At 47.6% G+C, this 15,808-nt stretch carries 16 protein-coding genes; 4 read left to right on the forward strand and 12 right to left on the reverse strand.

The genetic code is table 11. The features are described 5' to 3' along the window. Positions 1 to 111: 111 nt before the first annotated feature. Positions 112 to 2,196 carry an amylo-alpha-1,6-glucosidase gene (locus tag ACR9FF_RS18085; RefSeq protein ID WP_127493277.1) on the reverse strand — a complete coding sequence of 695 codons (2,085 nt, stop codon included), beginning with the start codon at positions 2,194 to 2,196 and terminating at the stop codon, positions 112 to 114. A gap of 99 nt (positions 2,197 to 2,295) precedes the next feature. On the opposite strand from ACR9FF_RS18085, the gene ACR9FF_RS18090 reads away from it, so the two are divergent. Both ACR9FF_RS18090 and ACR9FF_RS18095 read left to right on the forward strand, forming a co-directional pair. Next, positions 2,296 to 3,201: an AraC family transcriptional regulator gene (locus ACR9FF_RS18090; protein WP_435163495.1), complete on the forward strand. Its 906-nt coding sequence runs from the start codon at positions 2,296 to 2,298 to the stop codon at positions 3,199 to 3,201. A 109-nt stretch (positions 3,202 to 3,310) separates the two neighbouring features. Further along, the gene (locus ACR9FF_RS18095; protein WP_127493335.1) at positions 3,311 to 3,535 is read left to right on the forward strand and encodes a twin-arginine translocase TatA/TatE family subunit; all 225 of its coding nucleotides are present in this window, start codon (positions 3,311 to 3,313) and stop codon (positions 3,533 to 3,535) included. 44 nt (positions 3,536 to 3,579) lie between these two features. Here the strand turns inward: ACR9FF_RS18095 and ACR9FF_RS18100 are convergent, their stop codons facing one another. The 4 genes from ACR9FF_RS18100 to ACR9FF_RS18115 all read right to left on the reverse strand — a co-directional run bounded on the left by ACR9FF_RS18100 (position 3,580) and on the right by ACR9FF_RS18115 (position 7,035). Continuing rightward, positions 3,580 to 4,161, reverse strand: coding sequence for a manganese efflux pump (locus ACR9FF_RS18100; RefSeq protein ID WP_435163497.1), 582 nt, complete (start codon positions 4,159 to 4,161; stop codon positions 3,580 to 3,582). Positions 4,162 to 4,350: 189 nt separating this feature from the next. Next, positions 4,351 to 5,520 carry an MFS transporter gene (locus ACR9FF_RS18105; protein WP_435163499.1) on the reverse strand — a complete coding sequence of 390 codons (1,170 nt, stop codon included), beginning with the start codon at positions 5,518 to 5,520 and terminating at the stop codon, positions 4,351 to 4,353. Positions 5,521 to 5,547: 27 nt separating this feature from the next. Next, positions 5,548 to 5,943, reverse strand: a complete 396-nt coding sequence (locus ACR9FF_RS18110; RefSeq protein WP_127493342.1) for a (R)-mandelonitrile lyase — start codon at positions 5,941 to 5,943, stop codon at positions 5,548 to 5,550. Between the two features lie 42 nt (positions 5,944 to 5,985). Further along, the gene (locus tag ACR9FF_RS18115; protein WP_435163502.1) at positions 5,986 to 7,035 is read right to left on the reverse strand and encodes an NAD(P)-dependent alcohol dehydrogenase; all 1,050 of its coding nucleotides are present in this window, start codon (positions 7,033 to 7,035) and stop codon (positions 5,986 to 5,988) included. A 199-nt stretch (positions 7,036 to 7,234) separates the two neighbouring features. Between ACR9FF_RS18115 and ACR9FF_RS18120 the strand changes: the two genes are divergently transcribed. Further along, positions 7,235 to 7,792, forward strand: a complete 558-nt coding sequence (locus ACR9FF_RS18120) for a TetR/AcrR family transcriptional regulator (protein WP_127493592.1) — start codon at positions 7,235 to 7,237, stop codon at positions 7,790 to 7,792. Positions 7,793 to 7,868: 76 nt separating this feature from the next. On the opposite strand, the gene mraY is transcribed toward ACR9FF_RS18120, so the two are convergent. The 3 genes from mraY to ACR9FF_RS18135 all read right to left on the reverse strand — a co-directional run bounded on the left by mraY (position 7,869) and on the right by ACR9FF_RS18135 (position 10,333). Further along, entirely contained in the window at positions 7,869 to 8,822 is a 954-nt protein-coding gene (gene mraY, locus ACR9FF_RS18125) for a phospho-N-acetylmuramoyl-pentapeptide-transferase (protein ID WP_435163504.1), read from the reverse strand. A gap of 179 nt (positions 8,823 to 9,001) precedes the next feature. Beyond that, positions 9,002 to 9,484: an NTTRR-F1 domain gene (locus ACR9FF_RS18130; RefSeq protein WP_164775411.1), complete on the reverse strand. Its 483-nt coding sequence runs from the start codon at positions 9,482 to 9,484 to the stop codon at positions 9,002 to 9,004. Positions 9,485 to 9,592: 108 nt separating this feature from the next. After that, positions 9,593 to 10,333 (reverse strand): phytanoyl-CoA dioxygenase family protein, encoded by a 741-nt coding sequence (locus ACR9FF_RS18135; protein WP_435163507.1) that lies wholly within the window; start codon positions 10,331 to 10,333, stop codon positions 9,593 to 9,595. Positions 10,334 to 10,499: 166 nt separating this feature from the next. Between ACR9FF_RS18135 and ACR9FF_RS18140 the strand changes: the two genes are divergently transcribed. Then, complete coding sequence (locus ACR9FF_RS18140) at positions 10,500 to 11,351, forward strand: helix-turn-helix domain-containing protein (protein WP_435163509.1); 852 nt, start codon at positions 10,500 to 10,502, stop codon at positions 11,349 to 11,351. 98 nt (positions 11,352 to 11,449) lie between these two features. Here the strand turns inward: ACR9FF_RS18140 and ACR9FF_RS18145 are convergent, their stop codons facing one another. The 4 genes from ACR9FF_RS18145 to ACR9FF_RS18160 form a co-directional block, all read right to left on the reverse strand. After that, positions 11,450 to 12,793, reverse strand: a complete 1,344-nt coding sequence (locus ACR9FF_RS18145; RefSeq protein WP_435163511.1) for an ABC transporter substrate-binding protein — start codon at positions 12,791 to 12,793, stop codon at positions 11,450 to 11,452. A 180-nt stretch (positions 12,794 to 12,973) separates the two neighbouring features. Continuing rightward, positions 12,974 to 13,885 carry a glycoside hydrolase family 113 gene (locus ACR9FF_RS18150; RefSeq protein ID WP_435172158.1) on the reverse strand — a complete coding sequence of 304 codons (912 nt, stop codon included), beginning with the start codon at positions 13,883 to 13,885 and terminating at the stop codon, positions 12,974 to 12,976. Positions 13,886 to 13,985: 100 nt separating this feature from the next. Beyond that, a complete protein-coding gene (locus tag ACR9FF_RS18155; RefSeq protein ID WP_127493357.1) occupies positions 13,986 to 14,816 on the reverse strand; it encodes a carbohydrate ABC transporter permease in 831 nt (276 codons plus the stop codon). A 4-nt stretch (positions 14,817 to 14,820) separates the two neighbouring features. Next, positions 14,821 to 15,699 (reverse strand): carbohydrate ABC transporter permease, encoded by an 879-nt coding sequence (locus ACR9FF_RS18160; protein WP_435163513.1) that lies wholly within the window; start codon positions 15,697 to 15,699, stop codon positions 14,821 to 14,823. Between the last annotated feature and the right edge of the window lie 109 nt (positions 15,700 to 15,808).

Below are 15,808 nucleotides of genomic sequence, written 5' to 3' on the forward strand. Positions count from 1 at the left end.
ATGTGATTATACAACCCGGAGTTCACTCCAAGTCAAGAAAAATAAAAAGTAAAGTAATCAGCTTGCACGCAAAGAAACTCCCCGCCTGAGGAGTTTCTCCACTGAAATGTCCTATGCCTGATAAGTTATGTGGTAAGGCTTACCTGCTTTTACGGCTACTTCATAGGTGTTACTCCCGATGCTTCTAACTTCGGCGTCCGGGCATTTGGGAAGACTACTGCTCACAAAGATCAGCACTCCAGAGCCGCTTGTGCTTTTCACTTGAATGCTGGACAGATCCATCTTGACCGTGATCTGCCCTTCGCCAATTGGAACGGTCCCTTGCATATGCTGCAGCCCGCCCAAGTTTGGCCGAATGATGTAGGTTTCATAACCAGGTGAAGCCGGGGTGATGCCCAGATAATATTTTCCAATCAAGTAGATCGGACCTGCCCCCCAGGCATGGCATAGGCTTTTGCCAAATGGCATGCCATACATGCCGTAATGCTGATCGTCGGCAAGCGAAGGGTCGTACTCCTCCCAAAAAGACGTTGCTCCCAGATCCATCATGCCGCCCCAATAGGACAGCATTTCCTTGCGCACGACATCATGCTCGCCGCTGTCGCATAACACGGCTAGTTCATGGAATCGCATATAAGGAGTCCGAATCTGCGGAACCTCGGGATTCAGCATCACCTGACGAATGACGCTCGAACGTTGTTCTTCCGACAAATAACCGTAGGTCATCGCAAACATATTGGCATGCTTCGTGAGTATCGGCTTGGTCTCCCCATCCACCCGGTGATGCAGCAGTCCGCCTCTTTCGTTATCCCAGAATAAGGCCATCGTCTTTTCTTTAAGCTCCGCCGCCAAGCGACCGTAATTAGAGGATGCCTTTTCATCGCCAATCTGACCGGAGAACGCGCTCATCGCTTCCAGACTCCGGGCTAACAAAATTTGCAGGGTACTTACCGCGCCCGTATTGGTCAAATCCGCCCAATCCACAAATACCCAATCCTGCGGACGCCCTTCAATAAATCCTTCTTCATTACGCTGGTTTAGGCAAAATTCCATCAAGGTTACGGCACGATCGTAGTTTTGGCGGATGAAGGAGAAATCTCCAGTATACAAATAATAGTCGTAAAGAGAAATGAACCAATAGAGCGAGTAATCCACGATGGTATTAAGGTGCATGGCAAGAGGATCTTTCCCTCTCAAAGCCACAAGCGTCCTGCGCGTGACATCCAGATCAAAAAAGCTGTAGTAGTTCATCAGGAATGCTTGATAAGCATCTCCGGACCAAACCCAGCGATCCCGCTTGATTCCGTCCAGGAAAAATTCGCGCGTATTCAAATGCAGCGTATACAGCGACATTTTATAAATGTCGTTCAGTTTAGGTTCCGAGCATTCGAACGAGCTTCTGTACTGAACCGGCACATACTCGTAGAGCATCGATACCCGTTCCCACGTTACACCGGGATCGGCGTGAATCCACGCATACCGGAATGCTTTTGGCTCCTCCAGCGTGAATACGCCATTCACTTCCTTCCCTCTCGCTTCTTCCGCCTCGAAAGCATCCAAGGTCACGCATTCTTCCGGCGAAAGCGCCTCGGCGATTGATTCTCCGAAATAGACGTTTACGGAACCGTTGCCCCTCAAGTTATGAAAACGAAGATAGCCGAAGGTTTCTTTGCCAAAATCAAGAAGCGGATAGCCTTCTTTGTCCATAACCGAGACGGGGTCTTGAGGCGTAACCGCCAGTCGGAAGGCGGACGGTCTATTCTCCGGGGTATCAAACTTCCAGAAGCCCGCCGGCAGCCAGTCATTCTGATAGGAAGTCACTTCCCAGGAGGAATCAGATTGAATGGAGTGTCCCTTAACATAAAGTGCCGGCATTTCCGTATCGTTAAACACGCTTACCAAAATTTCATGGCGCCCTGCAGGAAGCGTTATCGTTGTATGGTTGGAGCGGTAATTATCTTTGCCATCCAAATAGAGAGAAAAGACGCCCTCTGCCGCAATCGTAATTTCTTCTTCATGCTCCAGCTCATAGGTGTAACGGAATTTGATATTGGAATAATGCCGGTCAAGCCGCCAATAAGCGGGATAAGCAACCCCTCGCGCGGTACGCTTTGCTGACATTTTCTCATGCAGCCTTATCTCGAAATCTCCGGGATACCAGATCCAGGTAGCCTTCTTCTTATCTTGTACAACCATCGGTAAGCTTGCCCCTTTCGATTCGTTTACGTAAATTGTATAATAAGCAAAACATCCGCGAAGCAGGAACAAATGACATGATGCATAGGGGAAAATGACATGTATTTAAACGACCCAAAAAAGGCGGGGAAAGCTCCCGCCTACCACTCTTCCATCGAGGAGCATTTCCATAATAAATTCCCTGTTTTTATTAACCGCTGGGAAGAGGGCTTTGAGCTTAGAGAGCATGATCATGCCTATCTTGAAATTGTGTATGTCATTTCTGGTGAGGGCTATCATTATGCGGCTGACGAAGTCAACAAAACAAGCAAAGGCAGCTTGTATATCATTCCGATCGGCACTTCCCATATTTTCCGGCCCACCGGTACGTCGAACCGTCTACTCGTCTATAACCTCTGCATCCGCCCCGATTGGATCGGAGAGCTTAGCGCATGGTTATCTCCATACTGCCGGGATACCGACGTATTGCATGTTCTTGACGGTACTCCGGGGACGTATCTATTTCTCCGGGATACCTCGCTCGAGCTTGCGCCATCGTTCGAGCAGCTGCATCGGGAATTTACGGAGGAATCTTGGGGCTTCGAAACAACTATACTTGCAGGCTTGCTTCAACTGCTGACGCGCATTTCCAGGAAACTGAAGATGCAGGATATCACCGGCAACCAAACAATCCACAGCACGAGACATAGCGAGTTAGCAAGCATACTGGACCATATGAATCAGCATATTGCTAAACCCTTAAAGGTGGAGCAGTTAGTGGTACAAGCCGGCATTAGCCAGCGGCATTTCATCCGATTGTTCCGGCAGCAGACCGGGATGGGGTTCTCCGAATACGTGCAGAACAAGCGAATGGAGCTGGCCTGCCGGCTGTTGACCGCTAACTCTCAATCGGTAGCCGATATCGCCAAGCAGGTTGGTTATCAGGATCCTGCGCATTTCCGCGAGGTATTTCGCAAGGTTATGGGCATGACTCCAAGCCAATACAGGCCTAAGACCTCCCATTAAGCTTCATGTCGAAATAGGAATCGCCACTCCCTCACCTTCACCTTCTATTAGGCGAAATTGTCGTTTATAATAAGTATAGCGTTTACATTGTTTTTAGGAGGGTTCATGGATGGCTGACATCGGAATGCCCGGCTTTATCCTTCTTATTATTGTTGCATTGGTGCTATTCGGCCCCAAAAAGCTTCCCGAGCTTGGTCGTGCGCTTGGCCGCACCGTTCGGGAATTTAAAACCGGCATGCATGGGCTGATGAATGAGGATGAGCCAATTGCGAAAAAGAACACAGCCGAAATCGAAATAGACCGCCCCAATTCAAAACAGCAGCTTCCGGAATAACGGAAGCTGCTGTTTTCTTATCGAATATAAAAAGGCCTTCGGCCTCAAATGATAATCTCGTAAATGCCAATGCAAATTAAAATAATTCCCCCTATAGCATTGGAATACTTTCCAACTACCGTATTAGATATTTGGTGTCCGAGACTTGACCCCAATGCAATGGTAATAATCGAGAACGCTCCTACCGAAATCGTGGTTCCCCAAGCCGATACACCGGTAACACCCGCCCCTAATCCGCTGGCAATGCAATTTAACGAAAGCGCAATTCCAAGCGCCCATGTTTCTTTCCAAGTAATAATGACCTCTCCGACTTGGTCCGCCCTATGTGATTTTTGAGCATTTGATGCTTTCCTTCTGCTTGTCGCCATCAGGGACTTGATTATCGCCCATAGGCCAATGGCCATAATCATACTGCCGCCAATGGCATTCGCAAAGGATGGTGACGTATAAGTTGCAATCAGATGTCCGCATCTTATTGCGATATAAGCGGATAGCGTTGATAAGGCGGCAATAAGCAGGTTAGAACGAATAGGAATTTTTATACGCCGGGTGCCAAAGGAAAAGCCGATTCCCAAATTGTCTAAATTAGATGCAAGACCGATCCCCAAAATACTAAGCCAATGCAATTTCCTTCCCGTCTCCCCTCTTGCTGACAATAGTTCATGTTATGCCGGCTTTTCTTTATGGGTTCCTGCCTAGAGTTTCTGCGGTTTAAACATACAGAGGCATGTCTCCGACATGTACCGCAAGCCAAAAAATAAAGAAGCATGAACGAAATACGTCCATACTTCTTTATTTTGCGGTCCAGCCTTTGATCAGTTGAATTGTTTGGCTTGGTTAGAAGAGGGGCTTCTCAGCAATACGGAAACGGAGCTTAACAGCAAAAATAGAAATCCGCCAAACACAACGTACGACGTACCCATTCCGGTAATAAATAGTCCGCATACCGTCGCTCCAAAGGTTGTTCCTAAATTGGCTGATGTCAGAAATAATCCGTTGGCGAACTCTGGCGCCTCCGGAGCAGCGGACGTTATCCAGTATTGGTTAATATTCGCTCCGATACCTGCTACTACTCCCCAAATTACTATAATGAAGAGCATGGAAATGTGGAGCTGTCCCGCAGAAAACATAACGATGTAAACCGCGCCCAGCGCAAAAGGAAAAATAACAGCGCATTTATGGGCGTATGTGGCGAGAAGCTTTCCTGCCAGGAAGTTTCCGACGATATTGGCCGCTCCGTAAAGGAACAACGCGAAGCTGACCGTATTCCACGCCATATTCGCAACGGTTTCCAGATACTCGGCAAGATAACTATACACGCCGTATACGGCTCCATTCATAAAAATAACGGCGGCGATGGAGAGCCAAATGGCTGATCTTTTCAGTACGCTTACTTGCGCCCCATAGGATACTTTTTCGCTAACGGGCATGGCCGGCACAAAAAGAAGAGTTGCCAAAAACACGAGCGCATTCACAAGAGCAAGGAATATCATCGCCATGCTTAAGGAGGTAGCTTCGGCAATTAGACTAGTGACAGGCACACCTAGAACCATGCCAGCCGATACTCCGATAAATATTTTCGAGACTGCTTTTGGAGCCTCTTCCTTGCTGACCGACGAAGCAGCTGTCGTAAAGGCCAGTGACACATATACCGGATGAAAAAGAGCCGGAATCACCCGCGCAATTAATAACAAGGTAAAATTGGACGTTGCCGCGGAGACCACATTGCCGAGAATAAAAATAGCGAGCACAAGCAGCATCGTTGTCTTGCGATTCTTGCGCGAGAACAATAAAGGCATAATTGGACCGGATACGGCAATGGCCAGTGCAAAAAGACTAACCGCCAGCCCGGCGGTGGCTATGCTGACTGCATAGTGCTCGGCTATTAGCGGCAATATTCCAATAACGCCCATCTCCGTATTAAGTATCCCAAAGACGCCTAATGCCAAAATAATAATCAGCCATTTATTCGGGTTTACGGTCAATAGAAATCATCCTCATGTTGCACCCGATCAGCCTTGATACTGATCGTCGCTTACTTTCTCTAGCCATTCGACCGCCTTGCCGTCCAGACGTTCCTGTATGGCAATATGAGTCATTGCGGTCGTTGGAGAAGCGCCATGCCAATGCTTCTCTCCCGGCGGGAACCAGACCACGTCTCCGGGGAATATGTCCTCAATTGGTCCTCCCCAGCGTTGTATCCGTCCGCTGCCCGCGGTTACAATCAACGTCTGGCCAAGCGGATGCGTATGCCATGCGGTCCTTGCTCCCGGCTCGAACGTAACGTTTGCTCCGGCAACGCGTGCAGGGTCCGGCGCTTCAAACAGAGGATCAATGCGAACCGTTCCCGTAAAATAATCAAACGGTCCTTTGCCGGAAGGCACAGAGCCAATTCTTCTAATCGTCATTTTTATAATTCCTCCATTTCGTATTCGTTCTAGATAAGATCCTTACTCATTCATCATCGTGCCAACGTCAATGACAAATCGGTACCGGACATCCGAAGCCAATACGCGCTCCCAAGCTTCATCGATCCGATTGGCTGAAATGACTTCGATTTCGGGAGTTATCCGGTGTTCAGCGCAAAAGTCCAGCATCTCCTGCGTTTCGCGAATTCCGCCGATAGACGACCCGGCAAACGAACGGCGCTGAGGAATCAACGAGAATACTTGAACCGGCAGCGGCTCAGATGGAGCACCAACGTTGACCAATGTACCGTCCACGGCCAAGAGCGAGAGGTACGCATTAATATCGATCTTCGCGCTTACCGTATTTACGATAAGATCAAAGGAACTAGCCAGTTGCTTGAACGTCTCCGGATCGCTTGTCGCATAATAATGGTCCGCGCCAAGCTGCAGGCCGTCTTCTTTCTTTTTCAGGGATTGCGATAAGACCGTTACCTCTGCTCCCATGGCGTGGGCGAGCTTCACGGCCATATGTCCAAGGCCGCCAAGTCCCACAACGGCAACCTTTTTGCCTGGAGCGGCTCCCCAATGCCGCAGCGGTGAATACGTAGTAATGCCGGCGCACAAAAGCGGGGCGGCAGCGTCCAGCGCCAATGCGTCGGGAATTTTAACCACGAACTCTTCTTTTACGACGATATGGGTGGAATAACCGCCTTGCGTATATTGCCCGTAGCGGTCGATAGAGCCATAAGTACCGGTCATTCCTTCGAGGCAATACTGTTCTTCCCCCTTATGGCAGTTTGCGCACTTCCCGCAGGAATCAACCATGCAGCCTACTCCAACCCGGTCGCCAACGTTATACTTGGTTACTTCCGAACCAACCTTAGTGACAATTCCGGCAATCTCGTGACCCGGAACAAAAGGATATTGCACAGGCCCCCATTCCCCCCTGGCGGAATGGATATCGGAGTGGCAAATTCCGGCAAACTTAATCTCTATAAGGATATCGCTAGGCTGCAGTTCCCTGCGCTCGATCGCCGTAAGCTCGAAAGTCCCTTCTTGACTAAATGTTGCGCGTGCATGAGCTGTAATCATGAAATAACCTCCCGGTTGATTTATTGATAATAAACATCAACATGAACTGGATAAACAAAACGCATTGTTTAATCAACTCATGTTCATTATTATATAACTTAGCAGATTGCATTCAATGGTTAAAAAGTCGGGAAATGTTGATATATCAACAGCGAAGACAAAAATGTTAATTATCTTGCGAAGGCCAGGTGACTATTTCATGCCCAAAGTAGATCGAAGAATTGTTAAAACGCAGGAATCATTAAAACACGCGGTTATCGAACTCATGTCGGAAAAAAGCTTCGACGAAATTACGATTCAGGATATCGCGGACCGGGCAAATTTAAACCGCGGAACGATTTATCTGCATTATCAGGACAAATACGACTTACTGGATAAACTCATCGAAACGCACTTAAACGAATTGGGGGAAATGGATAAATGGGCATGCGAAATGGATTGGGTTGACGCGCTGGTTCCTTATTTCAAATATTTCGAAGAGAATTATCTCTTTTTCTCCACGATGCTTGCCAGCAAAGAAGCGAAAGGTGCCCCGTCCTCTTTCCGAACGCGGCTGCTGAATTCTTTTATGGAAGGCTTCAAAGGGGAGATTGACAGGGAAAGCGACCGAAATACCGATTTGAGCGAAGATGTTATGCTGCAGTATGCAGGGACTGCTTATGTAGGGGTAATTGAGTGGTGGATCAGGAACGGAATGCCCCATCCACCGGAAGTTATGGCGAAGCAAGTTGGGGTTTTATTGGAACGAAGTCTTTAATTAAGAAAGCTGCCGGTCAACAAAAATAAGCACTGAGACCCTAAGGCGTCAGTGCTTATCCATTACCTTTGCATGTTCATCGCATGTACTTCCATAGAACCCAGCAGATCAGGGCGGAGATCCAAGATACGAATCCGAAAATAATGACGATCTTATTCTCGCTCCAGCCATATTTCAAACTGAAATGGTAGTGAATCGGAGCCATCCGGAACAATCTCTTTTTCGTTCGCTTGTAATACCAGACCTGCAGAATGACCGATAGTTGTTCCGCTATATAGACTGAAAATAAAATCGGAATAAGAATTTCAACCTTTTCAATAACAGCTAGAAAGGTTAGCGAACCGCCAATCGCAAGCGACCCGGTATCTCCCATAAAAGCTTTCGCCGGATAAATATTGTATAGAAATAACCCCAGCAGGCAGCCAATCATCACTAACGAAAAAGTCTTAATTTCTGTTTTGTCCGAGATCATAAAAAAGAAAAAATAAGTTGGGATCGAGACGTTAATCAGCAGCCCGTCGAGCCCATCCGTAAAGTTAATCGCATTCGCGGAGCCGACGATAAACAGCATCATGAGAGTCAAATATACCCACACTGGCAGGTGAATCGCTAAATGATGAAGCAGCAGAATATCGGAGCTCAAATGAAATTGAGTCAACAGAATATAGAGCAATAGAATCGTAAACGCAAACTGGAATACCAGCTTTGTCTTCCCCGAAATGCCCGAAGGATCCTGAAAGGCTGCCTTCTTCATATCATCCATAAAGCCTACCAGGCTGAATAGAACAAACGTTGCTCCCAGAAAAAGCACAAGCGGGCTGGGATGGAAATAAACCGAGGTAAACACGCCGGTAAGCAAAATGAGTCCGGCCATCAGCGGCGTGCCGCGCTTGGCCTGATGATCCGCCGGCAGCTCAACACGAATAGGCTGAAGCAGCTTCAAGCTGCGCAGCCCCCATATCAAGACAGGAGTAAACAAGGTCACAATAACAAATGAAATACTTAACGCAACAAGTAACGAAGTATCCACCTCAGCCTCTCTCCCCCAACCGCTAACCTGCACTTCTCCTACTATGCTTATCCAATATTTTACTGCGTTATGATTCCATCTACAATGACTCGTCAATGATAATTGCATTATAAATCTTCAAGAAAAGGAAAAAGGGAAGTACAGGACGCGCCTGTTGCTTCCCTTTTCATTCGCTTGCATCAGCCAAGATCCAAAGCGCTGTTCAGCAGCTGGACATCGTCGACGAATAAATCTACCGAATTGGCCAGCGAACCGTTCATAATGAAGATTTGAGCTATAGTTCCTCCAGAAAAGGCCGGTTCCACGTGAAAGTAGGCGGTCTTCCAGTTGTTCGCCGTGCCATCCGGCAGACGGGAAGGTATCGTAGCCAAAAGACCCGTATTCTGAAAGACAAGCCCGGTCGTAAAGTAAAAGACTCCGATAATGACCGACGGTCCAAGCCCGGAGCCGTTCTTCGACAACGAAACCATCAGCTCGAAGCTGTTGCCGTCAGGTACGCTCACGAGCTTATAGATATAGGAGCCGGACGTCCCTCCTGCAACTTGGGCGGAATTCGAGCCAGTCTGGCTGTAAGTCGAGTTGAGAGTGACTGTCCCGGAGGTTACCCATCCCGTGAGCCCCGATTCGAATCCGCTATTGGTGACATAATTAACGATACTCATCGCATGTTTCCCCCTCATAAATGGATTGTGAAGCTATCTCATTTTATGAAGGCTTGTACTGCTTGGTTCTTCCAATGGCCTGTCTTGAAGCCCATTTCATAGAGTCGCTTATTCGTTAACAAACTGGCTTCCTGCTATGTTTTTGCCGCGTGCGAGCCAGACCTTGAATCCGGGATTCTTCTCAGGAATAACTCTCGCTTCGGTAGAGAAGTACCGCATGGTATAGCCGCATCTGCGAAAGGGACTGGTGTTCGCTGCTGCTCCATGAATAATTCTCGAATCATGCAAGGAGCACTCTCCAGGCTTCAGTTCGAAATATACAGCCTCCGAATCATTCACTTTCTTAATCTGACTGTTGAAAATATTGCTGTCTTCGCTTACTGACTCATATTCAGAAAAGCCGTTGTTGTGAGTCCCCGGAATGACTCTCATGCAGCCGTTTTCCTTATTGCTTCGATCGATTGCCAGCCAGACGGTTACAATCTTGTCCATTCTGTCGATTCTGCCTTTCCAATAGGCCGAATCTTCATGCCACGGAGTCTGTTTACCCACAAACGGCTCCTTGGCTATAAAATGGCTGGACCAAAGTCCGATATTAGGGCCAATTAACGGCTCCACCAGGTCCAGCACCTCATCGCTGAGCAAAAACTTTAACAAGCGCTCATCGCGGAAGTGCGGAGTGTCCAACTCGCTATTCAGCTTTTTTCCTACCGCAGCCCATTGCTCTTCGAATATTTCAGAAAGCTCTTGCATTTTTTCAGGTGAAAACAAAGGCTTTTTGTGAAGAAGGTACCCATTCTTCGCATAATTGGATACATCGTCATTCGTAAGCAATAAATTTGACATCATTTTTTCACTCCTTCAACTGATTCTCTGCATTCTCATCATAAATTTCTTCGTGTTTATTCAGCTACTTATCCATTCGGAGAAACGATGCATATTTTAGGATTCAGCAAATTCAACTTTATATCTACCAGGAATTCCGATATAGTCATATCAAAAAAGGTGAGATTTCATGACTGTCGAGTGGACTCCCGAAAGGTTATTGAATGAAAATTACTTAGACGCTTCCTCGCCATTTCGCATATATGAGCATTCGATTACCAACAAAATTGAGACGCATTGGCATGAATTTTTCGAAATTGCCTTTGTTCTTTCGGGCAGTGGCGTACATACGCTTAATGGCGTATCGAGAAGATTGGAGCGCGGCTTGCTGTTTCTGCTGACTCCGGCTGATTTCCATGAAATTGTACCTGACCCCGGGGAGACCATCCGCTTATACGATTTAATTTTTCTGGAATCCTTTATTAAGTACGACCTCTTAGAGCTCATCTACGCAAACTCTCCCTATTCGTATCCATTCGAGCCGAAGGAAGCCGATCAATTGGAGGAACTTTGCCGAAGAATATGGGATGAAACCAAGAACGCCGACATCGGTCACTCCATCCTTATTCAAGGAGCGCTTGAACGATTATTAATAGACTTGGCAAGGGCTTGCAGAAAATCTACTCCGGGAGTTCGTGAGGGTTCTTCCGCCCCCCATCTCCTTCATCCTTCGCTTCGCCGAGGCTTGGTCTATATGCATCATCATTTTAGGGAGCCGCTCACTCTTGCCAAGGTAGCTAATTATGCAGGTCTATCCGCCACTTATTTCAGCGAATGCTTCAGCAAGCAAGTCGGCCTGTCTTATCAGAATTACCTGCAGCAATTAAGACTGAAGTTCGCCAAATCGCTTCTGGCCTCCACAGATCTGACGATTACCGAGGTATGCTTTGCAGCAGGCTTTAACACCGTTCCGCATTTCGAGAGAGTCTTTAAACAAACGTATCATCAAACGCCAAGCGGTTATCGCAAAACGCAAGCTTAACTAGCCCTGATTATGGGAGAAATAATCGTTCCTCATTCCAGCCAGCCACAATAAAAAGCCTCGCTTCGGCTATCCCGAAGCGAGGCTTTCAGCTTTGCCTAGTAGCCCAAAGCTGTTTTTGCGTCTTTCCATTTTTTATTTAATTTATCGAATGCAGCTTTGAGATCATCGGCTACAATATACTCTTGAACGTAATCGCCTGTTCCGATGCCGATTTGCGCTTTGTTCGCGATTTCATTGTATTTAGGATCCGTTGCTTCGCTTTCGATTAACGTCGGGTTCAGCGCTTGGAACTCCGCCAACTGCGGAATAGAGGATTGCGCCGACTTGTCGATTGGCATAAAGCCGGAATCTTCAACGTAGCCGGATTCTTTTACGAAGAACTCTACCCATGCTTTAGCGAGATCCTTGTTTTTGCTGTCTTTGCTTACGGCTACGAAATAGTCGGAACCAAGCGGTGCGTTGTATTTGCCGCTGTTATCGTATGGAAGAGGGAAGAAGCCGATATCCTCCGATGCTGCGCCAGCACCGATAATTTGAGGGATTACCCAGTTGCCAAGGAAATACATGGCCGCTTTGCCGCTTGCTACTTCGCCTTTGGACATTTCCCAGTTGTTCGTGTACAAGTCTTTCTCTACATAACCTTTTTCAACGAATGTACGGCCGATGGTTGCGAGCGTGCCCCAGGCGTTATCCAATTGGAACGGCGCATCCTCGGATACTTGCTTCGTAGCGAATTGCGGGTCGCCGTTTACGTACCAAGCGGAGCCATCTCCCCAGTTGCCCATCGGCCATTGCGCGCCATAGTTCATGTACAGCGGCGTGATCTTCGCAGCTTTCAGCTTTTCGGCATCGGCATAAAGCTCATCGAGCGTTGTTGGCACTTTATCAATGCCCGCAGCCGCAAATGCTTTCTTGTTGTACACGATACCTTGCGTGTTAACGCCGGTCGAGAGACCGTAACGTTTGCCGTCAAACAACGTGTTATCCGCGAAATAAACGTTATTGAACCATTCATCCGGAAGCGGTTCGAAATATTTGCTGTACTCCGATGTAGCCAGGCCTGCCGGAATCATCAGAACGTCGCCGGCTTCCCCAGTTGTCAATCGGACTTGAATGTCCGTAGCATAGTTCGTAAGACCTTCGAATTCGATCTTCGCGTTTGGATATTTTTCCTTGAATTTTGCCGCATACCGGTCGAAGGTTCCATCGTTTACGTAGTCCGTTCTTTGCGTAAGTACTTTAATCGTACCGCTCAGATCGCTTGGAGCATCCGTCGTTTCAGCATCTTTCGAACCGGCGTCGTTAGAAGCTGCAGCATTGTTAGTGCCGGAGTTCGTAGCCGTTCCCGCATTGTTATTCCCTGCATTGTTGCCTCCGCAAGCTGTTGTGAGGACTACCGTTAAAGCAAGAACCAATGAGACCGCAAATCTTTTTTCCATCGTTGTTACCCCCTGCAATTAGTATTTAACAACTTCCATTTGCTTTGTTCCACATTTTGGTATCGCTTACATCAACATCATATCTTCTGGAAAAACAAATTCATATGAAGTTTTTTTGTTTTTATTGTCATTAATTATGCTAACATTTTTTGTTTTGTTAGGTTGGAAGGCAGTAAAGGACTATACGGTTCCAGCATAATGCTCGCTTATGACTGCAGCCGCGATTTTGCCATACATGCAGTAATCGTCATTGTTTGCAGCTTCCTCACTCTCATACAATCGTGCCGGCCAATCCCACAGCATATAACCTTGCATCCATTCGCGTTTCGAGCAGGCTGCGAACATGGCTTCGTAATACCGCTTCTGCTCGAGCTCGGAAGGACCTCCGGGAAGCGACCAATCATTGGGCCTTGCAGGCGAACCCTCACGGCTTGGACAACCGGCCTCCATGAAGAAGAACGGTTTGTCCCAAGACTTCACGGCCGCTTCGATCCGATCGAGCTGAGCTTCCCATTGATCAATGGGATAATAGCCGCTGGAGGAAATAATATCGACGGCATCCCACCAGGTAACCCGCTCCTCCTGATACTTGTCGCAATTATAGGTAATAAGCCCGCTGTAGATTTCTCGAACCTCCGCAATTAAAGCGCGCCATTCCTTATCGCGTTTGTCTGTCTGCACCATTTCGCAGCCGATACAGAGCATCTCGCAGCCTTCCGCTTCGGCAATAGCGGCATAATGCTTAATGAAAGAACGATAAGAACGGAACCACTCCGCCCAGCTCGGTTCGCCGGGCACCTCATCATCGAAGAAATTAATGTGAGCCCGCCAAGTCCCGTTTGCACAGTTAACGACCGGCTTCAAGCATACTTTTAATCCATGCCGCTTAGCTTCCCGGATCGCCCACAACACTTCATCGTCCGTCACGGTTGGTTCATTCCAATAAGGAATCACGGTGGACTGCGGAGTTTCTTGATTGGCAGCAAGAGCGATCGCCACCCAGTTTACATTCAGCTTCGTCATCTCAGACATGGAGTGAGCAGCTTCGGGACTTGCCCAAGTACCGCGCACGCCGGTCCACCCCCACGTCATTCCGTTCACATATTCATTCCATGGTTTCAACGTTGATGCACTCCCTCATGAATTCCTTTAGTTAAGTCCATTAGTCCATCCAGCTGCTTCGTCCATCCAACTACTTAACCGCGCCATTCGTAACTCCCGCAAAAATATAACGCTGGAGGAACAGGAACAGCAGCAGCGTCGGAATGAAAATAATAAGAATGCCGGCAGATATCACGTTTAATTGAGCAGCATTTGGTCCGACAAAGGAATAAATGGCTGTCGATACGACCTTCAGCTTCTGGCTCGGCATGTATAAGTACGGGGTATAGAAATCGTTGTAAATCGAAATGGTTTTCAGAATAACAAGCGTTGCCGTGGCAGGTCCCAGCAGCGGGAAAATAATAGAGCGGTAAATCCGGAATAGAGAAGCCCCTTCCATCATCGCGCTTTCGTCCAAGTCCTTCGGAATGCTATTCACAAACTGCAAATAAATAACGATCTGAAGCACGTCTGCGCCCAAATACAAAATGATCGGACCGCCCATCGTATTGTACAGATGCAGCGATTTAATAACGCTGAACGTAGCAACCTGGGTCGTTACCATCGGAATAACTTGGGCAATCAGATACATCCCCATAATCGGTTTTTTCAGCTTGAAATCGAATCTTCCGACCGCATAAGCGACCATCGTTCCGAACAAAACATTGCCGGCAACCGCAATAACGAGAATGATTAGAATATTTTTAAAGCCCAGCCCAAGCTTGCCGATCTCGATAACCTTGCTGAAGTTCTCAAAGTTGAATAAATCAGCTGGCATTCGGAGCCCGGATTGGTAATATTCCCGCTGCGTCTTGAAGGCGCCGATAAATACGGAATACAAGGGAAAGAACACGACGAACAAGGCCATGGCCAGCGTCACGTATTTGAATATCGTAAAGGAGAATGACTCTTCTCGTTTCATCCCGTTACCCCTCCTCTCTGAACAGCAGCTTGCGTTGAATAACGATGAAGACAAGCACCATGATGAGCAGTATCACTGCCATTGCGGAAGCTAGACCGAAGTTCTGGTACTTGAACGCCGTGTCCACGGTCTTAATGACGAAGGTCGATGTATCGTTCGCGCCTAGCAGCATGACATAAGGAATATCGAAAGCTTCGAGCGCTCCGGTCAAGGTCAGGATTAGCATCAGCTCTGTTACTTTGCGGATGCTCGGCAGCGTAATGAACCGGAACTTCTGTCTGCCGTTAGCCCCGTCGATGGATGCTGCTTCGTACAAGTCGCTCGGAATGGATTGAAGCGCTCCGATAAAAATAACCATGTTAAGCCCCATGTACTTCCACATCGAGATAAAAGCAAGCGAGAAATTGACGAGATGCTTGTTGCCAAGCCAGCTCTGCTGCCAGGATTCCAATCCGATCGAGCCAAGCAGCACGTTAAGCGACCCGTATTCCATGTGATACAGGTTTTTGAACATGATCACGGTTGCAACGCTATGCAGGACGTAAGGGATGAACAACATGGCCCGGAATCCGTTACGGCCGCGCAGCTTGCCCGTTAGGATAACGGCAAAATAGAGCGATAACGCAACCTGGACAAGTCCTCCAATAAAATAATAGAGGTTGTTCTTCAGCGCGCCGAACACTTCCGGCTTCGTGAAAATTTCCTTGTAATTGTCGAGGCCGATGAAATTCATATCCCAGCCTAGTCCACTCCAATCGGTCAAGCTGTAATAGACCAAGGAGATGGCTGGATAATAAGAGAAGGTCAGCGACAGCAGAACGGGAATCGTTAAAAACCCGAATAAAATAAGATAACGCTGTGTTTTATAACTGAAATTAAACAATAGGCTCCCTCGCTTTCTGTTTGATGACTGCAGGCTGAGTTGTTAACGCTTACATCATATTATAGGAGAAAGGCTCTATTAATTTAATGGACTCCGTTATTTTTTATTG

The organism is Paenibacillus glycanilyticus (genome assembly GCF_051200795.1).
GTDB classification, from domain to species: Bacteria; Bacillota; Bacilli; order Paenibacillales; family Paenibacillaceae; genus Pristimantibacillus; species Pristimantibacillus glycanilyticus.